Raw genomic sequence first — 19,851 nt, forward strand, 5'->3', positions numbered from 1 at the left:
CCCGACGAGCGGGCCTCCGCAGCCGGCGCCGACCGGCGCGGCCGAGACGCCGTCGGCCGTGCCCGCACCGCCCGTCGCACCGACCTCCGGCCCGGCCGCCGCAGCCGCTGCCGCGCCGGTGTCCGCGACGTCCGGTCCGGTCTCGCCGGCCCCGGACGCACCCGCTCCCGAGGCGATCGTCCGGCCGGCGGCGACCGCAGCACCCGGCGAGCCGTTGCCCGCACCCGCCGACCTCGCCCCGGAGACGGCACCGATCGCGCCGACGCCCGCGCCGCAGTCGCCGTCACCCGCGCCGCAGTCGCCGGCTCAGCCCGCGTCCGCCGCGCTCGGGATCGCAGCCGACGCGTCGCCCGAGGCCGCGCCGGCGCCCGACGACCCCGCCCGCGCCCTCGGCGCCCCGCGGCACGCAGCACCGACCGCCCCTGCGGCCACGCCGCCTCCTGCCGAGCCGACCCCGGTGGCCTCGGGTCCCGTCGAGCCGACTCCGGCGGCCTCGGGCCCGGCCGAGCCGACCTCGGTGGCCTCGGGTGCGGCCGAGTCGACCCCGGTGGCCCCGGGCCCGGCCGAGCCGAGCCCGCTGGACCCCGCCGCCGGCACGCCGCCCCTCGCCGTGCCGCGCGCCGCGGCCCCGACCCCGGGAGAGCCCGCCACGACGTCGATCCCGTCGGGCGACGCGGTGTCCGGGCTGCCGGAAACGACCATCCCGACGGCGGACCTCGGCGACCTGGAGCACACCCGCGTCGGCCGCTGGGCGGGTTCGCTGGACGCGGCGTCCTCGACGCTCGCCCTGGTGCTCGACACCGGCGAGCGGGTGGCCGTCACGGGCCCCGGCCTCGTCGGGCGTCGACCCGTCCCCGGCACCGAGCAGTGGGCCCACCTCGTCACGATCGACGACCCCGCGCAGTCGGTCTCCTCGACGCACCTGGCGTTCTGGCCGGTCGACGGCGGGCTCGACGTGCTGGACCGCGGCTCCACGAACGGCACCGTCCTCCTCGACGCGGCCGGCAAGCCGTGGAGCCTCCCGCCCGGGCAGCCGGCCCGCGTCGGCGCCGGCTGGACCCTCGTCCTGGGCAGCCGCCGCATCACCGTCACCCCGGCGTAGCGCGGTCGCACGGGAGCGCGCCCCGCCGAAGCGCGCCCCGCGAGAGCGCGCCCCGGGGAAGCGCGCCGCGCGAGAGCGCGCCACGCGGGAATGCGCCCCGTGCGAGCGCGCCCGGCGGGATGTGGTCGAGGGCGATGTCGAGGGCGCGGACGACCACGTGGCGCGCCCGACGCACTCACCCCGCGCGGATGAGGTGACGCGCGCGCGGGCGGCGGGAGCATGGGCGGAGCCGGGTCTCCCGGCAGGCGCGCCGCCCCGGGGCCGGGGGGACCGGGGCCGGCCGCGCCGCCCCTCGCGCCGTGCTCGACGCCGGACCGCCGTCGCTCCGCGCCGAGCCCGGCCACCCACGCCGCCCGCCGCCCAGTCCCCGCGAGTGTGCATGAAACGCGCTGAGTGAGTAGTCGCCGGATACTCACTCGACGCGTTTCATGCACACTCGGCGAGCGCGCGAACCGCGCCGGCGCCTCAGAGGGTCGGCGGGGTCCAGGCGAGCTGGACGACCTGGCGGCCCTCGTCGCGCGTGACCAGCTGCGCGCGCCCGGCCACCGACGGCACGGGCTTCGCCCCGCCGACCAGCGCGCCCTCGTCCGGGCTGCCCGACATCACGATGCCCGGGGCGGCGAGGTCGCGGAGCGCCTGCAGCACGGGCTCGTACATCGCGCGGCCCGCGCCGCCCGACCGGCGGGCGAGCACCAGGTGCAGGCCCACGTCGCCGGCCTGCGCGAGCAGCGGCACGAGCGGCTGCAGCGGGTTGCCGGTGGTGGTCGAGACCAGGTCGTAGTCGTCGACGATCACGTAGACCTCGGCGCCGGTCCACCAGGACCGCGACCGCAGCTGCTCCGGCGTCACGTCGGGACCGGGCAGCCGGGAGCGCAGGTACTCGGCGAGGCCGGCGATCTCGGACGCCGCCTGGTCCTGGGTGGTGAAGTAGCCGGCCAGGTACTCCTCGGGGATCTCGCCGAGCAGCGACCGCCGGAAGTCGACGGCGAAGATCTGCGCCTGCTGCGGGGTGTGCAGCCGCCGGACCTCGGACGCGACGGCGCGGAGCAGCGCGGACTTGCCGGAGCCGCCGTCGCCGAACGCGTACAGGTGCGGCTCCTCGGCGACGTCGATCCCGACCGGTGCGAGCGCGGCCTCGTCGATGCCGAGCAGCAGCCGGCGCCCATCGGCCCGGGGATCGGACCGGACGCGGTCGAGCGTGACCTCGTCGGGCAGCAGCCGCAGCTTGGGGCCGGCGGGGCCCTGCCAGGCGGCGTTCACGGTGTCGATGAGGTGCGCGACGCCGGCGCCCAGGGTGTCCGGCGAGGAGTCGCCGTCGACGCGGGGGAGCGCGGTCAGCACGTGGTGCTTCGACACGGCCAGACCGCGGCCGGGGCGGTCCTTGGGCACGTTGACGGCGACCTTGCGGTCGATCTCGGAGTCCATCGGGTCGCCGAGCCGCAGCTCCAGCCGGGTGCCGAACAGGTCCTTGACCTGGGTGCGGAAGTCCATCCAGCGCGCGGCGGACGCCACGAGGTGCACGCCGAAGGTGAGGCCGCGGCCGGCGAGCGCCTGGATGCGCGGCTCCAGCTCGTCGAACTCGGCGCGGATCGTGGACCAGCCGTCGACCAGCAGGAACACGTCGCCGTAGCCGTCGTCGGCGGTGCCCTGCGCGCGCCGGGTCCGGTAGGTCTCGATGGAGTCGATGCCGTTCGCGCGGAAGTACCGCTCGCGCTCGTCGACGATCGACTCGACCTCGGCCACCGTGCGGCGCACGACGTCCGGCTCGGCCCGGGACGCGACGCCCGAGACGTGCGCGAGGCCCGCCAGCGGGGCGAACGTGCCGCCGCCGAAGTCGAGCACGTAGAACTGCACCTCGAGCGGCGTGTGCGTGAGCGCCAGCGCGGTCACGACCGAGCGCAGGACGGTGCTCTTGCCGGTGCGCGGCGCGCCGACGACGGCCATGTGGCCGGCCGCGCCGCCGAGCGACACGGTGAGGTTCTCCCGGCGCTGCTCCAGCGGCCGGTCGACGGTGCCGAGCGGGACCGTGAGCGTCCCGGCCGAGCGCCACCCCGGCGACACCAGGCCCAGCCGCGGGCCGGCGACCAGGTCGGGCATGAGCTCGTCGAGGGTGCGGGGGACGACCAGCGGGGGCAGCCACACCTGGTGGGCGGGCGGACCCTGGTCCTTCATCCGCTGCACGGCGATGTCGAAGGTGGCGCGCGACTCCTCGGGCTCGGTCGCGACGACCTCGGTCGACGCCGGCTCCGCGACGACGCCGCCGAGCACGGGCGCCGCCGTGAACGACTCCAGCCGGGTCAGCCCGCCGCCCGCGACGGTGCCGCCGCCGGCGGTCGCGCGCCGCCGGGCCTTCGGCGGGCCGGACACGTAGGCGGCGCGGAACTGGATCATCGTCGTGGTGTCGGGCTTGAGGTAGCCCATGCCCGGGACCGGCGGCAGCGTGTAGGCGTCGGGGACGCCGAGGACGGTGCGCGACTCGGCGGCCGAGAACGTGCGCAGGCCGATCCGGTACGACAGGTGCGACTCGAGCCCGCGGAGCCGGCCCTCCTCCAGCCGCTGCGAGGACAGCAGCAGGTGCATCTGCAGCGACCGGCCCAGGCGGCCGATCGTGACGAACAGGTCGACGAACTCCGGCTTGGCGGACAGCAGCTCGGAGAACTCGTCGCAGACGATGAGCAGCGCGGGCAGCGGCGCCAGGTCGGTGCGGCCGCCCTTGCGCGCCTTCTCGTAGTCGGCGACGTTCGCGAAGTTGCCCGCGGCGCGCAGCAGCTCCTGGCGGCGGACCATCTCGCCCTGCAGCGCGTCCTGCATCCGGTCGACGAGCGTGAGCTCCTCGCCGAGGTTGGTGATGATCGCCGACACGTGCGGCATGTCGGCCATGCCGGCGAACGTCGCACCGCCCTTGAAGTCGACGAGGACGAAGTTGAGGTCCTCGGACGAGTGCGTCATCGCGAGCGCGAGCACCAGCGTGCGGAGCACCTCGGACTTGCCGGAGCCGGTGGCGCCGATGATCAGGCCGTGCGGGCCCATGCCCTGCTGGGCGGACTCCTTGATGTCCAGCGCCACGGGCTGCCCCTGCGGGGTGACGCCGATCGGTACCCGGAGCCGGTCGCGGGGCAGCCGCGGCCGCCAGGCGACGTCCAGGTCCAGGTCGCGGACGTCGCCGACGCCGAGCAGGTCGACCAGCTCGGACGACACCTCCTCGTCGCCGCGCTCCGGGCCGGACTCGACGTGCAGCGGGAGCAGGCGGCGCGCGGTGGCCTCGGCGTCCGCCACGGACATCTGGTCGCCCTCGACCCGCACCGGCGCGTTGCCGAGCCGCAGCACGTCCACGGGGGCCCGCACCGCGTCCTCGGTGACGACCGCACCGCCGACGTTGAGGCGCAGCGTCGTCGGCTCGTCGAGCTCGTCCCAGCGGTCGGGCAGCTCGAGGACCGTCACGCCGAGCACGCCGTCGGTGGTGAGGATCGCGTTGCCGACCGGGACGTGCCCGCCGTCGACGACGACCAGCACGTGCGGCAGCGGCGCCTCGGCGGCGTAGCCGAACCGCGGGCGGTCGACCAGGTCCTCGGGGAGCAGCGACTCGACGTCGGCGAGCGTGGTGCCCATCATCCGCGCGGCGCCGACGGCGTCCCGGGACCGCGTCGAGTGCGCGTGCGGCAGCCACTTGACCCAGTCCCACTCCGGCAGGGCGGCGTCGCTCGCGACGACGGCGATCTGCAGGTCCTCCGGCGCGTGGAAGGTGGCGAGCTGGCTGACGACGGCGCGGGCGAGCGCGCGCGACTCCGCGGCCGCCCCGGTCACCTCGATGCGAGCCACCGAGCGGACGTCGAACGCCATCGGCACGCCCTGCTGGACGCGGTGGGTGACCAGGAACCGGTGCGCGGCGGACGCGGCCACCGGGTCGAGCTGCGCCAGCGGCGGGGTCTGCGGGGCCTCGAGGTCGAGGCAGAGCGGCTGCGCGCCGACGCCGACGCGCGCCACCAGGAAGTCGTCGTGCTGCGACCGGCGCTCCCACACCCGGGTGCGCTCCTCGGCGACGGCCGGCAGGGCGCGCGGGTCGGGCGAGGTCCACTCGGCGGCGCGGCGCTGGGCGCCGGCGGCCTGCCGGACGGAGTTCCGCAGGTCGGACAGGTACGCCAGGTACTCGCGGCGGGCGCCGACGACCTGCGCCTGGTGCTGCGAGCGCTGCCGCCAGCCGTTCACCCCGACGAACCCGAGCGACGCCAGCAGGAACATGCCGGCGGTGATCAGGCCGCGCGGGCCGGGCTGGGTCGTCGCGACGAACACGATCGAGCCGACGGAGCCCAGCATCGGGATGGCGTTCGCCAGCATGCCGCTGATGCCGTCGGAGGCCTGGATCTCGGGCGGGGGCTGCAGGACGACCTGTCCGCTGGGGACGGCGGGCGGCTCCAGGCGCGTCCCCTGCTGCGGCGCGATCGACATCGTCGGCGCTCGGTCCCTCCTGCCGGGTCGGGGAGCGACCCGCCCCCCGACGTTCCTGTGGCGTCAACCTACCCGCACGGGCGCGCGCGGGGCGGCCGGCGTTCCACCGTCCGGGCGATCCTGGCCGCGGACCGCCCGCACCGGGGGACGGCCGGGGTGCTGACGGGCCCTGACCGCATAGCATGACTGGCGCCGCGCCCGGGGGCTGGCGGGACCGTCGCCGACGCCCCGCCGGGCGCGCGACCGGCGGAGGGAGAGCGCGTGACGGTGCAGTCGACCGGCGCGCCCCTGACGCGCGTCGCCGTGCACCTGGGCACGCGCCGCCTCGACGTCGCCCTCGACGCCGGCCGCACCCTCGGCGAGCTGCTGGCCGCCGCCGGGGTCCCGCTGGTCCCGGGGATGCTCGCCCTCGACTCGTCCGGCCGCGTGCTGGACCTGGCCGCGCCGGTCGCCGCGCAGGTCGTCGACGGAGCCGTGGTGCACGTCGTCGCGCCCGCGCCGCGCCCCCGGGGCCGGGCCGCCCGCGCCCGCGCCGGCTGGGTCGCCCGCCGGCCCGACCCGCAGCCCGCCCTGCTCGGCGCCGCCGCGGCCGCGTCCGGGGTGCTGGCCGCCGTGGCGCTGATCGACCCCGTCGCGCGGGGCTGGCTCGCGCTGGCCGCCGCGCTCCTGCTCGGGGCGGCGGCGCTGGCCCTGGCGGTGCTGCCCGTCGCGTCGGCGACCGCCGCGACGCTCGCCGCCCCCGTGCTCGCGTTCGCCGCGGGGGTGGCCGCCGTGGACCCCGCCGGCTCCGCCGACCGGCGGCTCGCGCTCGTCGCCGGCCTGGTGGCCGCGACCGCCGTCGCCGCCGTGCGCTGGGTCGCCACCCGGGCGGAGCGGCGCGGGCAGGACGTCGCGGGCGTGCTGGTCGTCGGCGTGGGCGTGGCGGCCGGGCTCGCCCTCGCGGTGCTGCTGGCGGGGCTGCCGGGCGTGGTCGCCGCGGCGGTGCTGCTCGGCCTCACCCCGGTGGGCCTGCGGGCGGTGCCGGTCATGGCGCTGTCGGTGCCGGACGAGCAGCTGGTCGACCTCGCGCACGTCGCCCGCACCGCGCCGTCCGTCCGCGGGCCGCGACCGCGCGGGCTCGGGCGGGTCAACGAGCGCCAGGTGGCCCGGACCGTCGACTCCGCCGAGCGCCGCACCGACGCCGGCGTCCTGCTGGTGTGCGCGCTGCCGCCGGTGCTGGTGCCGCTGGTGCTCGTCGCGGCGCTCGCGGACCCGCAGCGGGCGACCCTGCGCGGCTGGGCCGCGGTCGCCCTCGTCGCGGCCCTGGTCGCCGTGCTGTCGCTGCAGCCGCGCGCGGCCCGCGGGCCCGTCGCGCGCTGGGCGCCCCGGGTGGCCGCCGCGCTGGTGCTCGTGGAGCTGGCCGCGCTGGGCGCCCCGCGGCTCGGGGCGGACGCCGTGCTGCTGGCCGCCGGGTGCCTGGTGGTCGCGCTGGCCGCCGCCGCGATCGGCGTGGCGCTCGGTCGCGGGTGGCAGTCGGTGGTGGCCTCGCGGTTCGCAGACGCGGTCGAGGGGCTGGGCGTCGTGCTGGCGCTGCCCGCGGCGCTGGTCGCGGCGGACCTGATCGAGACGCTGCGGCGGGTGACGTCGTGAGGCGGAGGGCCGGGCGCGGCGGGAACGGCGCGCCCGTCGGGCACGGCGGGCGCGTCGGGCACGGCGGGGACCGCGGAGCGAGCAGGGGCAGGACGACAGCGACGACGGGGGAGCCGACGTGGACCAGACGATGAGCGCGACCCCGGCCGGCGCCGTCACCGTCCGCGCCTGCGCGAGCTGCCACCGGCCGCTGCGCGAGGACGCCCGGTTCTGCACCGCGTGCGGCGCCCCGGCGCAGCCCGACGCGACCGTGACGGTCGTGGAGGGCGCCCAGGGCCGCACGCGCGCCGACGTCCGGCCCCGCGAGCCGCGCCCCGCCGTCCTGCACCCGGCGTTCGGCGACGCGACCCCCGCCGGCCCGGGTCGTCGCGTGCTGGCGTACGCGGTCGACGCGGTCGCCGTCGGCGCCGTCGCGGGCGGTCTGCTGGCCTGGACCGGCTCGTGGCTCCTGGTCGCGCTCGTCGTCGTCGAGCTCGCCGTCGGCCTGCTCGTCTGGGAGGCGCACACCGGGCGGACCCTCGGCAACACCGCGCTCGGGCTGCGCACCGCGCGCGAGGAGACCCCGTACTCCGTCGGCCCGGCGCGCGGGTTCCTGCGCGGGCTCGTGCTCGCCGCCGGGCACGCCGCCGCGGGGCTCGGGCAGTGGCTCGTCGTGGCCTCGGGCGCGTTCGACAGGACCGGGCGGGCGCAGGCGTGGCACGACCGGGTCGGGCGGGCCGTCGTCGTGGACGTGCGGGCGCACGAGCGCGCCGTCGAGGAGGCCGCCGACGCCGCGGAGCGTGCGGGGGCCGTGGCCGCGGGGGCGGCGCCGCGGGCCGGCGCACAGGTCGGTGCCCCGGGGGTGCCGCAGCAGCCGGGCGCGGTCCCCGGGGTCGGGCGGCCCCCGGCCGTCGCCGCGCCGGCGCAGCAGCCGCAGGTCGGTCCCGCCCCGGCCGCCGCCCGTCCGGTGCCGCCGGCCGCCGCACCGCAGCCGCCCGCTCCGGTGGCCACGCCGGCCGACGGCGCTGCCGGGGCCCCGACCGGTCGCCGCGCCGCGCGTGCGGCCGCCGCGCAGTCGCCGGTGGCCCCGACGACGGACCCCTCGCAGCAGCAGCCGCCGGCCGCCGCCGCGCAGCCCGCCGCCGAGGCCGCGTCCGTCGGCATCCGCCCCGTCGTCCCGGCCCGGGCCGCCCCGGAGCGTCCCGCCCCGACGCCCGTGGTGGACCGGGCGCAGCCCGCGCCGTTCCTGGTGACCCTCGACACCGGCCAGGTCATGTCCGTCACGGGGCCCGGCCTCATCGGCCGCGCCCCGCGCCCGGTCGCCGGCGAGCGCTGCGACCACGTCATCGTCGTGGACGACCCGGAGCGCAGCGTCTCGCGCACGCACGCGCGGTTCGGCATCGACAACGGCACGTTCTGGGTCTCCGACGCCGGGTCGGGCAACGGGACGACGCTGCGGCTGCCCGGTGGGCGGGTGGTGCCGGTGCCGGCGGACCAGCGGGTGCTCGTGCCGTCGGGGTCGACGATCCAGGTGGGCGACCGTGGGGTGCGGATCGACGCGCCGGGAGCCGCGCGGGGCTGAGGCCCCCGAGGCCGTCGGCCACCGGCGGCGCGGGCGCGGCTCGTGCTCGGCCGGCGAACCGAGTTGGCGTCAGGCGGGCGCGGCGTCCGCGGCCGGCAGCCAGACGGCCGCGGCCAGGACACGCGGATCGCGCACGCGGACCCGGACGAGCGCGGCGCCGTCCTCGCCAGTCCACCGCTCCAGGACCTCCGTCGCGGTGCGTTCGTCCCCGGTCGCCCGCCGCAGCACCGCCACCGCGCGAGACAGGTCCGGGACGTCGGCGTGCTCGCCCGGCTGCATCAGGCGGGGCTCCGTGCTGGCCCGGCGGCGAATGGACCCCCGGGAGCGGCACGACCGTTCTTCTCCCACGATCCGTCATGGGGGCTGCGGCCAGCCCTGGTCGATGTGGGAACGGCCACCCAGCGGTGCCCCGAGGGTGTACGCGCGCGGTCTGTCTGACCGAGTGCTCGCCGCCGGATCCGCCGACGTCTCGGCGTTCCCGGCGACGTCGGGTCGCGGAACCTAGTCCGGGTCCGCGTCGCTCCGTGCCCCGGTGCCGTCGGCAGTGAGCCTGCGTCGACGGCTCGCCACGACCGCGGCGGACGAGCCGGCGATCAGCAGCGCCCCGGCAGCACCGCCCACCCAAGCGCCGACCGGCGTGCTCGGGGCGGCGGCCACCGCGGGGGTGGTGTCGTCGGTGCCGGCCACGGCGTCGCCCGCGTCCTCGGCTGGCGTCGTGGCCGTCTGGTCGGCCCCGAGTACATCGGCGACCACAGGAGCGCGACCGTCGTCCAGCAGCAGCGGATTCTCGTCCGGGTAGGAGGTCGGGTCGGTGGCGAGAAGTCCGCGAGGGCTCACGGTGCCGTAGCCCCACCCAGGCTCGCGGGAAGGCGTGTCCTTCACCTCGGCATCCGTGGCGTGGATCAGCGCCTGGATGATCTGTCGGTCAGACGCGTCCGGGTAGAGCGACCAGAGCAGGGCGAGAGCCCCCGCGGTGTAGGCCGTGGCGTTCGACGATCCCGTCGTCGTCCCGTAGGTGCTCCAGTCCGCCTGCATGGCACGGATGCGCGCCCCTGGAGCCACCGCAGCCAGCGTGGGGCCGTCCGGGCTGCCCTCGGCGAGTGTGACGTCAGAGGTGACCGTCCCCACGGTGACGACTCCGTTCGCGATCGCGGGCAGGCCGGTCAGCTCGCCGTCGTTACCCGCGGCAGCGACGACGATGACGCCAGCACGAAGCGCGTCGGCGATCCCGTCGGTCGTGAACCTCCCGGCGCCGGGCACGGCGATGATGTCGGCGCCGTCGGCGATGGCGTCCCGGATGGCGTCGTCCTGGTAGCTCTCCTGGCCGGCGGGGGTCTCGCACGGCTGGTCGCCATAGCGGATCGCGTATGTCCGTACGGTCGCTCCGGGGGCGACGCCGGGGATGCCGGGCGCACCGCCCACGCCGGCGTCCGTGCCGACCAGCATGGTGGCGATCGACGTGGTGTGCTTCGCCAGCGCCTCGGTCGAGGTGGCGGGGTAGGCCGCGCCACCTTCCTCGGCGGCGCAGTACGACGGCTCGTGCGGCTGCACGTCGGCGCCGACGAGGTCGGCGGCGGCAAGGTTCACGGCCTCGTCCAGAACGGCGATCGTGATGCCCGTTCCGGTCGTGCGCTGATGGAGGTCGGCGAGTCCCGTCGCCTCGTAGTACCACCGGCCGTCCTCAGCCCCGGGGTTCGAGGCGGCAGCCCAGCCGGAGCCGAGCATCGTCGCGACCACTGTCGCGACCAAGAGAGTCGGTGTTCTGTGCCGAGCCCGCCCCGCCCGAGCACGCGCGCGGCCGGCGGCGCGGCTCACGCCGCCGCTCGCCGGCCGGGCGCCGAGGTCACCAGTCGTCCTGGTCGTCGTCCGCGACGCCGGCCACCGGGGCGACAGACCGGAGGGAGTCGCGCCCGCCGGCCCGTGCCGCCGCGCCCAGGTCGGGGCGCTCCGCGCCCTCCTCGACGTCGATGTCGGGGGCGAGGAGTCCACCGGAGCTGCGGCGCTTCGAGCCCTTGGCGGCTCCCGCGCCACCGCCGCCGCCCATCGGGGCGCCCATCATGCCGCCGCTGCGCGCGCCGGACGCCCCCGCGCCCGCGGCGCCGGCCTGGGAGCCCTGGACCAGCGAAGACGTGGAGCCGGAGAGGCCGGAGCCCGAGGCGCCGCCGACCGTCCCGAGGGGGACGCCCGTGGCCGCGCCGACACCGCCGACGCCGCCCGCGCCGCCGAGGCCGCCCAGGCCTCCGGCACCACCGGCGGCGAGCCGGTTGAGGCCCGCGCCGCCGAGAGCCGCGCCACCGATCGTCAGGCCGCCCGCGAGACCGCCCGCGCCGAGGCCGGCGAGGCTGTTCGCGCCACCGCTGCCCGAGGAGCCGGAGCCGCCGAGGAACGCACCGCCGCCGGTGCCCGAGCCCCCGGGGATCGTGCCGCCCACGAGGCCGTCGGAGGACGTGCCGTCGCCGGAACCCGGGACGTGCCCGCCGCCGAGGCCGCTGCCGCCGCCGGCAGAGCCGCCACCGGTGAAGATCGGGTCGGAGCCGACGGTGCCACCCGAGCCGCTGCCGCCGGAACCGCCGGAGCCCGTGGTCACCCCACCGGTGGAGCCGCCGCCGGGCGTCCACGACGAGCCGACCAGACCTGCGCTGCCGCCGGATCCGGGGGAGTACGCGTTGACGCCCTGACTGCTGCCGCCGGACGAGCCCCCGGACCAGCCGCTGGAGACGCCCGGACCGCCCGTGCCTGTTCCGCCACCTGGCGTGGTGGTCCCGGTCCCAGGGTCGAAGTCGCTCCGTGAGCCGTCGGCGGGCGGAGCGAGAGCGATCGACCCCATCGCCGAGTTCAGCTCGCTCAGTGCCTGCGACGCCTGCTGCTCGCGGGCGCGTTCGCGCTGCTGCGACAGGATCTCCCCGGCGACGATCCCGGTCACCGGGCCGATGCCGGGAAGGGCGACGGTGGTCGTCGCGGTGAGACCCGCGCGCTCGGCGAAGGACAGCTCGCCGGGAGGGAGCTCGGCGTAGGCAGCCTTCGCGGCGACGATCGCGCTGGTCGCTTGTGCCCCGGCATCGGCGATCGTCGTCAGGTAGTCGGCGACGGCGGCGACTTCCCGAGCAAGCGTCGCGAAGCGCTCACTCGCCGCGTCGGCGCTCGCGCCCTCGATGCCGGTGTCCCCACCGACGGTCCGCAGCGTTCCGATGGTCGGCTCGATGCCCGACGAGTACGACGACAGCTGACGGACCGAGGTGTCCATCACCCCGATGTTGGCTTCGCGGGCTCGGCCGAGCTGCTCAGCGTGGTCACCCATGGTTCCCCCTTGCATAGGTCTGCGGTGCGTCGTGCTGGCCGGCGTCGTCGGACGTCCTTCGACGGCGCAGGAGGACGGTGATCGCGATGGCGCCGACGACGACCACGCCGCCAGCCCCCAGGATCAGCGGGAGCGCCGAGCCGGAGGCAGGATCGTCCTGCTCCGGGGTAGCGGTCGGCTCCTCGGTGGCGGCCCCGGCTGGATCGCTCGTCGCGCCGGCTTCGCCACCGTCGGTGGTGCCCAGGATCTGCTCGATGGTGGGCAGCAGGTCGGGCTCGTCGGAGACGAAGGGGTTCTCGTCCGGAAACGCGGTGGGGTCGACCGTCAGGAGCACGCGGGCGTTGACGATCCCGTACCCCCAGTTCGGGTCTTGCGCCCACGTGTCCTTGACCTCGCCGTCCGTTGTCCGGACGAGTGCTTGCAGGACCTGGCCGTCGGTGGCGTCCGGGTGGAGCGACCAGAGCAGGGCCAGCGCTCCGGCGGTGTACGCGGCGGCGTTGGACGAGCCGGTCGTCGTTCCGTAGCTGTCCCACGTCGGTGACAACGCTCGGATGTGCGCGCCCGGAGCCACCACCCCGAGACGGGGGCCGTAGACACTCCCGTCGTCGAGGGTCATGTCGGAGGTGATGGTGCCGGTTGCGACGACCCCGTTGAGCGTGGCCGGGAAGCCCGTCACGACCGTCCCGTCGTTGCCTGCCGAGCCGACGACGATGGCCCCGGCTCGCTGGGCCTCCGCCACCACCTCGGCTGACATCTGCTGGGTGCCGGGGACGAGGATGATGTCAGCGCCGTCGGTGAGCGCGTCGCGGACGGCGTCGTCCGCCAGGTCCTCCTGCCCGACCGGCGTCTCGCACGGCTGCCCTTCGACGTACACCGCGTAGGTGCGGAGCGTGATACCGGGAGCGAGGCCAGGGATCCCTGGCTGTCCCGCGAGGCCGGCGTCGGTGCCGACGAGCATCGTCGCGATCGACGTGGCGTGCTGCGCGTCGGGGTCTGTCGTGGTGGCCGGGTATGCCTCGCCGCCCGGCTCCGCCGCGCAGTACGACGGCTCGTGCGGCTGCACGTCGGCACCTGCGAGGTCGGCGACACCGGTGTTCACCCTGCCGTCGAGCACCGCGACGGTGATGCCCTGACCGGTGGTGGTCTGGTGGATGTCGGCCATGCCGGTGGCCTCGTAGTACCAGCGGCCGTCATCTGCGCCGGGCACCGCGGCGAGGGCGGGCACGCTCGTCGCCGTCATGGCCGGCACCGCGGCGAGGAGCGCCAGCGCGACGCGATTCCTCCCGCGTGCAGCGGCGTGTCGCTCGAGGCGCATCAGAAGGCGGTCCCCGCCCGACGCGCCGGGATCACGGGCGAAGGAGTCGGCGTCGCGTCGAGACGCTCGGACAGCAGACGCAGCTGCTCCTCGACGGCTGCGTCCTGCTGCTCCAGGGACAGAGCGCTGTCTGCGAGAGCCTGCCGGCACCGGTCGATGGTGTCGCGGATGTCGTTGAGCCGGGTCTCGACGTTCTGGAGCGCGCCTCGGTAGCGGGCCGCGAACTCCTGGACGCTCGGGATGTCCGGCCAGACGTCGCCGGTCTGGTTCCCACGAAGGGACTCGATCTGCCCCTTCAGTCGGTCCGTGTCGTCGAACAGCGTCACGAGCTGCCCCAGCCGGGCCTGCAGGACCTGGGTCCTGACCTCGACGTCGCCTGCCACGTCCGTCCTCCGCAAGAAGTCTCGTCCGCGTCGCCCCCTGCGACGCGATGGCCGCGCGGTCGCGCCGCTGCCGTCGTGGGTGACGGCGGGCGCGACCGCGCGGGTCGTGCTGGGTCGGCCCCGCGCTCAGGCGCGGGGGCCGGGGTGGTTCACCAGCGGGCGGCGTTGGCCCGCTCGGTGGACTGGTACTCCTCGCCGGAGGTCGACACCGCGCGGCCGACGTCGGCCAGCAGCGCCTTCATGTCGGTCAGCGCGGCCTCCCACTTCGCCTTGGCGGCGGTGTAGGCGGTCGATGCCTCGCCGGACCAGTTGGCCCGGAGCGGCTGGAGCGAGCGGTCGAGCTCCGCCAGGCGGGACTCGATGTTGCTCGCGCTCGACTGGATGTCGGCGGCGGCGGTGGACAGGCCACCGAAGTTGACCTTGAGGTCAGCCATCGTCTCGTCCTCTCCCGGTCAGCCCAGCCGGCCCTGAAGGCGGCTGAAGGTGGACTGCTGCGACTCGTCCGACGCCGTGTACGTCGACTGCGAGGTGAGCAGGTTGGCCTCGAACTCGTTGAGCGCGGACACGATCTTGTTCGCGTCCTCGCGCCACCGGGCCATCAGCGCGTTGAACGCGACGGCGCCCTGGCCCTGCCAGTGCGACCCGATGCCGGACAGCTTGCCCTCGAGAGCGCTCAGCTCGCGCTGCAGCTCCCCACGGCTCTGGACCACGGCGTCGGCGCCCTGCTTGAGCGCGCCGTCTGCTGCGGAGACCTCTGCTGCCATGTCACCTCCCCCTACACGGCCCGGTGGGCCTGCCTGACGTGCACCCCTGCGGCGCCGCCTGTGCCCGAGCTCACTCGACCCCGGAACCGCGACGAGGCTAACCGACAGGTCGCGGACGCGTCAGGTGAGATCACCCGCCCTGTGGACAACCACGCTGACTGGTGTCATGGATCACCCGTTCGGCGCAGTCGACCGGCGTGTTCTGTCACCCGGTGTCCCATTTGCCGGGCCGGACGCCCTCCGCGCGGGGGACCACCGTCCGGGCGGCGGGTCTCCGAGTCCACCCGGACGGCCGCGCCCACCCGTGCGCCCCGCGGGCGGGATCGGCTGCCGTCGCTATGCTGACCGCCGACCTGCCCAGGGAGTACAGGGGACCCGATGACAGACGCACCCGCCGCCACGACGTCCGTGGGGACGCTCGTGCGGGTGTCGGTGACCGCCGGGGACCGCCGCCTCGACCTCGGCATCCCGGGGGCCGTGCCGATGGCCGAGGTCGTCCCGGGCCTGGCCCGCGCGCTCGGCCTGCTGGACGCCGCCACCGCGCACGGTGGCTACCGCCTGGTGCGGGCCGACGGCACGCCGATCGACTCCGCGCGCAGCCTGCTCGCCGAGGGCGTCGAGGACGGCGCGGTGCTGACGCTGGAGTCCGGCGCCCGCCGGGAGGCGGAGCGGATCTACGACGACGTCGTGGAGGCCGTGGCCGACGCGGTGGAGAACCAGTACGCGCCGTGGACGCCGCGCGACTCCGCGCTGAGCGCCGCGTGGGCCGCCGGTGCGCTGCTGCTGGCGGGCGCGGCGCTGCTCCTCGGGGCCGACCAGGCCTCCCTGGTTCCGCCGGTGGTCGCCGCGCTGGCCGCGGTGCTCGCGCTGGTCGCGGGCGCGGTGGTCGGCCGGGTGGGCACCGAGCCCGCCGCCGGCCGGGTGCTCGTGCTGACCGCGCCCGTGCTCGCCGCGGTCGCCGGGCTCACCGCCACGTCCGCGCCGCCGTCCTGGGGCTGGCCCGCCGCGCTGGCCGGCACGGGGGTGCTCGTCGCCGGGCTGCTGGGCATGCCCGCGCTGGTCGACCGCCGGGAGCTGAGCGCCGCTCCTCTGGCCGGCGGCCTCGCGCTGGCCGTCGCCGGGACCGCGATCGCGCTGACCGATGCCCGCCCCGGCGAGGTGCTGGCGGTCGTGGTCGCGGTCGTCGCCACCGCCAGCATCGGCGTCCCGTGGCTCGCGCTGTCCAGCACGCCGCTGCGCGTCGTGTCCCCGCGCAACGACGCCGAGATCCTCGCCGACCCGCCCGCCGTGCAGTCCGCGCGGGTGCGGGCGCAGCTCGCCGCCGGCCACCGCATCCAGGTGTCGCTGCGGGTCGCGATCGGGGTGCTCGCCCTGGTCTCGGCGCCGGCGGTCGTCGCGACCGGCGTCGCCGGGACGGTGCTGCTGGTGCTCGCCGCGGCGGGCCTGCTGCTCGCGACCCGGCAGACCTACTCGCGGCTGGACGTGCTGCTCACCGTCGGGCTGTCGGTGGCGCTGCTGGTCGTCGTCGCGGTGGTGGCCGCCGCGCAGCACCCGGGCTGGCGCCCGGCGCTCGTGGGCGTCGCGGGCGCGGCCGCCGCGGTGGTCGTCGGCCTCGGGCTGGTCGCCCCGCGCCGCCGGGTCGGCCTGGCGCGGCTCGGCGACTTCCTCGAGATCGCCTGCCTGGCGCTGCTGCTGCCGCTGGGTGTGGTCGCGGCGGGCCTGGTCTGACCCGTGGCGTCCAAGCGCGACCTCGTCGAGGCGCAGACCTACAGCCGCCGGCGCCTGCTCACGGCGTTCACCAGCGGCGCGCCCGGCGGGCGGGAGCTCGAGCCGACCAAGCCGCTGCGCGGCGTCGTCGCCGGCGTCTCGCTGTCGGTGCTGCTCGTGCTCGGCAGCCTCGGGTTCGGGCTGCTCAGCCCCACGCTGCCGGACGGCTGGGACGACCAGTCGCTGATCATCGTGGAGGGCGACGGCAGCCGGTACGTCGGCATCCAGGGCACCCTGCACCCGGTGCTCAACGTGACCAGCGCGCGCCTGGTCCTCGACTCCGGCTCGTTCCACGTGGTCGACGTCAGCGAGGACGACATCACCGACGCGCCGCGCGGCGCGACCATCGGCATCGCCGGGGCCCCGGACGAGCTGCCGCTCGCGGACCGGCTCGCGTCGACCGGCTGGGAGGCGTGCGTCGCGCCCGGCGGCGGCACCGCGCTGACCGTCGACCCCGACGCCCCCGCCCCCGTCGCAGACCCCGGCTCGGGCGCGCTGGTCGAGGCGGCCGGCACGCTCTACCTCGTGTCCGACGGCACCCGGCACCGCATCCCGGCCGCGGACGAGGCCGCGGTGCTGCGCGCGCTCGGCCTGGACACCGCCACCCCGCTCACCGCGGGGGCGGACTGGCTGAACCTGGTGCCGGTCGGCTCGGACCTCGCGCCGCTGACCGTCGACAGCGCCGGCGACGCCGCGCTGCCCGAGGGCGGGCTGCCGATCGACACCCGGGTCGGCACGCTGGTCGAGGTGACCGGGGTCGGCGACGGCGCCCGGCGCTACGTGGTGGACGCGCGCGGCGAGCTCGCCCCGCTGTCCGACCTCGCGTACCCGCTGTACCTGCTGGGCGCCGGCGAGCTCGCGGCGCAGCCGCTGGAGGTGACGGCCTCGGAGATCGCCGCGGTCCGCACCTCCGCGACCCCGGTCGCGCCGGCCGACCTGCCGGCCGCCGTGCCGACGCTGCCCGCCGCCGGGTCGACGGCCTGCGTCGTGCTGACGACCGGTGCGGCCGAGCGGGTCGACCTGGTCGTGCGCGACGGGGCCGAGGTCGCGGCGGGCGTGCGGGTCGCGCCGGGCTCGGGCGCCCTGGTGCGCGCGCAGACGACCGACGGGGCCGCCGCGACCGTGCGGCTGGTCGACGGCTCCGGCCGCGCGTACCCGGTCCCGGACGCGAGCGACGAGGTGCTGGCCCGGCTCGGCTACGCGCCGGACGACGTGACGCGGGTGCCGCCGGCGTGGGCCGACCTGCTGCCGGCCGGGCCGGACCTGACCGTCGAGGCGGCCGCGACCGAGGTGTCGGGCGGCACCGCGGCGGCGGGCTCCGGCGCCACCGACGCGGACGCCGGCACCGAGGCCCCGTGACGGCCGGTCCCGTCGGCACCCGGCCGCGCGCCACCCGCGCGCGCGCCGCGGGTCTCGCTGGTCTCGCCGCGACGCTCCTGCTCGGCGGCCCCGGGGTCGGTGCCGCCCACGCGGGTCCGGCGCGGCTCCCCGCCGCGACGACCACGCAGTGCACCCAGGAGAAGACCCAGTACGTCGCCGAGGCCCCGCCCGCCCTGACCCGGCTCGCCGCGGAGCGCGCCTGGCAGTCGGCGACGGGCGCCGGCGTCCTGGTCGCCGTCGTCGACTCCGGCGTGGACCCGGGCAACGCGCACCTGACCGACGCCGTCCTCCCCGGGGTCGACCTGGTCGGCGTCGCCGGCGACCCGGCCGGCCGCACGGACACCGCCGGGCACGGCACCGCGGTCGCGGGTCAGATCGCCGCCCGGCTGCTGCCGGACGCGGGCTCGGGCGTCGTCGGTCTCGCGCCCGCCGCGACGATCCTCCCGGTGCGGGTCTACTACGCCGACGACGACCAGGCCCGCGAGCAGGGCGTCGCCCCGGACGCGGGCCGGATGGCGGCGGGCATCGACGCGGCCGTCGCCGCGGGCGCCCGGGTGATCAACGTGTCGATGAGCACGCCGAACGACACCCCGGCGCTGGCGGACGCGGTCCGGCGGGCGACGGCGGCGGGGTCGCTCGTGGTCGCCAGCGCCGGCAACCGGAACACGAGCAGCGACGAGACCGACGGTCCGCGCTACCCGGCCGCCTACGACGGGGTGCTGTCGGTGACCGCCGTCGACGTCGACGACCAGCCCGCGGGTGACGCGATCCACGGCGAGCACGTCGACGTCGCCGCGCCGGGCACCAACGTGCTCACCACCTTCCACGCGGCCGGCGACTGCATGCTGTCCGGCGAGGGCACCTCCACGAGCTTCGCCACCGCCTACGTCAGCGCGGCGGTGGCGCTGCTCGCCGAGCGGTACCCCGAGGAGACGCCCGCGCAGTGGGCGTACCGGCTCGAGGTCACGGCCGCCCGGGCGCAGCCGGCCGCGCGGGACGACCTGGTCGGCTGGGGCGTGGTCCGGCCGGACGCGGCCCTGGGCTTCGTCGACGACGGCACGGCGCCCGGCCCGGTCAGCCCGGTGCACGGGCGAGCCGACGCGCAGGCGGCCGCCGTGCGGACCGTCGACGTGTCGCCGCGGGAGGACCCGCTCGCGGGCGCCCGGTCGGGTGCGGTCTGGTGGGGGATCGGCGGGACGGCCGTGGTGCTGCTCGCGGCGCTGGCCGCGCGCGTGGCGGGGCGGCGCCGCCGGGGCTGACCGCCCGGCACGTCAGGAGGCGACGACCGGCGCGGGTGCGGCCGCCGCGGCACGCAGCCGCTGCGCGCGCTGGTTCCGCACCCCGTCGACCGTGAGCAGCACCAGCGCGACCCACACCAGCCCGAAGCCCCACCACCGCGCCGGCGGCATCGTCTCGTGCAGCACCAGCACGCCGATGATCAGCTGCAGCACCGGTGCGAGGTACTGCAGGCTGCCGACGACGCTCAGCGGGAGGCGGCGCGCGGCCTCCCCGAACAGCAGCAGCGGCAGCGCCGTCGCGATGCCGGTCCCGGCCAGCGCCAGCGCGTGCCAGACGCCGGTCGCCGTGAACGTCGACCCGCCGGTGGACCCGAGCCAGATCAGGTACACCGCGGACGCCGGGGCGAGCACGAGCGTCTCCGCGGCGAGTCCGGGCGCGGCGGCGACGCTGCGCCCGACCCGGTTCTTGAGCAGGCCGTAGACGCCGAACGACCCGGCCAGCGTCAGCGCCACCCAGGGCAGCCGGCCGAGGCCGACGGTGATGACGACCACCGCGGCGACGCCGAACCCGAGCGCGACCCACTGCGTCCGGCGCAGCCGCTCGCGCAGCACGACGACCGCGAGCAGGACGGTGACGAGCGGGTTGATGAAGTAGCCGAGCGCGGCGTCGACCACGTGCCCGCCGAGCGCGGCGAACACGAACGTGAGCCAGTTGACGGCCAGCAGCACGCTCGCGGCCGCGACCAGCGCCATCGTCCGGCGCGACCGGAGCACCGTGCCGAACGCCCGCCAGGTGCGGGTGGCCGACAGCACGACCGCGCAGAAGATCAGCGACCAGAGCACCCGGTGCGCGACGACCTCGACGGCCCCCGAGGGCTTCAGCAGCTCGAAGTACAGCGGCAGGACGCCCCACAGCAGGTAGGCGCCGACCCCGGCGGCGAGGCCGCGCGGGTCGAGGGCACCGGTCG

At 77.2% G+C, this 19,851-nt stretch carries 15 protein-coding genes; 6 read left to right on the plus strand and 9 right to left on the minus strand.

What is annotated here, in order from left to right; genetic code table 11:
- Window positions 1–457 precede the first annotated feature (457 nt).
- Entirely contained in the window at window positions 458–1,102 is a 645-nt protein-coding gene (locus G6556_RS07380) for a hypothetical protein (protein WP_166939951.1), read from the plus strand.
- Window positions 1,103–1,567: 465 nt separating this feature from the next.
- Here the strand turns inward: G6556_RS07380 and eccCa are convergent, their stop codons facing one another.
- Window positions 1,568–5,548: a type VII secretion protein EccCa gene (eccCa, locus tag G6556_RS07385; protein ID WP_166939953.1), complete on the minus strand. Its 3,981-nt coding sequence runs from the start codon at window positions 5,546–5,548 to the stop codon at window positions 1,568–1,570.
- Window positions 5,549–5,809: 261 nt separating this feature from the next.
- Here eccCa and G6556_RS07390 point away from each other — a divergent pair, with 261 nt between their 5' ends.
- Window positions 5,810–7,177 (plus strand): hypothetical protein, encoded by a 1,368-nt coding sequence (locus G6556_RS07390; RefSeq protein ID WP_166939955.1) that lies wholly within the window; start codon window positions 5,810–5,812, stop codon window positions 7,175–7,177.
- A 130-nt stretch (window positions 7,178–7,307) separates the two neighbouring features.
- Window positions 7,308–8,738, plus strand: a complete 1,431-nt coding sequence (locus G6556_RS07395; protein WP_166939957.1) for an RDD family protein — start codon at window positions 7,308–7,310, stop codon at window positions 8,736–8,738.
- A gap of 69 nt (window positions 8,739–8,807) precedes the next feature.
- On the opposite strand, the gene G6556_RS07400 is transcribed toward G6556_RS07395, so the two are convergent.
- The 7 genes from G6556_RS07400 to G6556_RS07430 form a co-directional block, all read right to left on the minus strand.
- Window positions 8,808–9,017, minus strand: coding sequence for a hypothetical protein (locus G6556_RS07400; protein WP_166939959.1), 210 nt, complete (start codon window positions 9,015–9,017; stop codon window positions 8,808–8,810).
- 222 nt (window positions 9,018–9,239) lie between these two features.
- Window positions 9,240–10,475 (minus strand): S8 family serine peptidase, encoded by a 1,236-nt coding sequence (locus G6556_RS07405; RefSeq protein ID WP_166939961.1) that lies wholly within the window; start codon window positions 10,473–10,475, stop codon window positions 9,240–9,242.
- 106 nt (window positions 10,476–10,581) lie between these two features.
- Complete coding sequence (locus G6556_RS07410; protein WP_166939963.1) at window positions 10,582–12,036, minus strand: hypothetical protein; 1,455 nt, start codon at window positions 12,034–12,036, stop codon at window positions 10,582–10,584.
- Window positions 12,029–13,351, minus strand: a complete 1,323-nt coding sequence (locus G6556_RS07415) for a S8 family serine peptidase (protein WP_166939965.1) — start codon at window positions 13,349–13,351, stop codon at window positions 12,029–12,031. The genes G6556_RS07410 and G6556_RS07415 overlap by 8 nt, the downstream gene beginning before the upstream one ends.
- Complete coding sequence (locus tag G6556_RS07420; RefSeq protein ID WP_166939967.1) at window positions 13,351–13,734, minus strand: hypothetical protein; 384 nt, start codon at window positions 13,732–13,734, stop codon at window positions 13,351–13,353. The genes G6556_RS07415 and G6556_RS07420 overlap by 1 nt, the downstream gene beginning before the upstream one ends.
- Before the next feature lie 149 nt (window positions 13,735–13,883).
- Complete coding sequence (locus G6556_RS07425; protein WP_166939969.1) at window positions 13,884–14,168, minus strand: WXG100 family type VII secretion target; 285 nt, start codon at window positions 14,166–14,168, stop codon at window positions 13,884–13,886.
- Window positions 14,169–14,186: 18 nt separating this feature from the next.
- Window positions 14,187–14,498 (minus strand): WXG100 family type VII secretion target, encoded by a 312-nt coding sequence (locus tag G6556_RS07430; protein WP_147795413.1) that lies wholly within the window; start codon window positions 14,496–14,498, stop codon window positions 14,187–14,189.
- 378 nt (window positions 14,499–14,876) lie between these two features.
- Here G6556_RS07430 and eccD point away from each other — a divergent pair, with 378 nt between their 5' ends.
- From eccD to G6556_RS07445, 3 genes are read left to right on the plus strand one after another with little or no spacing between them, the layout of a single operon-like run.
- Window positions 14,877–16,226 carry a type VII secretion integral membrane protein EccD gene (gene eccD / locus G6556_RS07435; RefSeq protein WP_166939971.1) on the plus strand — a complete coding sequence of 450 codons (1,350 nt, stop codon included), beginning with the start codon at window positions 14,877–14,879 and terminating at the stop codon, window positions 16,224–16,226.
- A 3-nt stretch (window positions 16,227–16,229) separates the two neighbouring features.
- Window positions 16,230–17,624 (plus strand): type VII secretion protein EccB, encoded by a 1,395-nt coding sequence (gene eccB, locus G6556_RS07440; protein ID WP_166939973.1) that lies wholly within the window; start codon window positions 16,230–16,232, stop codon window positions 17,622–17,624.
- Entirely contained in the window at window positions 17,621–18,904 is a 1,284-nt protein-coding gene (locus G6556_RS07445) for a S8 family serine peptidase (RefSeq protein WP_166939975.1), read from the plus strand. The genes eccB and G6556_RS07445 overlap by 4 nt, the downstream gene beginning before the upstream one ends.
- Window positions 18,905–18,916: 12 nt before the next feature.
- Here the strand turns inward: G6556_RS07445 and rarD are convergent.
- Window positions 18,917–19,851, minus strand: a 935-nt coding sequence (gene rarD / locus G6556_RS07450) for an EamA family transporter RarD (RefSeq protein ID WP_166939977.1), incomplete at its 5' end; no start/stop codon positions are given.

Origin of the sequence: Cellulomonas sp. IC4_254, assembly GCF_011603975.1 — a bacterium.
Taxonomy (GTDB): Bacteria; Actinomycetota; Actinomycetes; order Actinomycetales; family Cellulomonadaceae; genus Cellulomonas.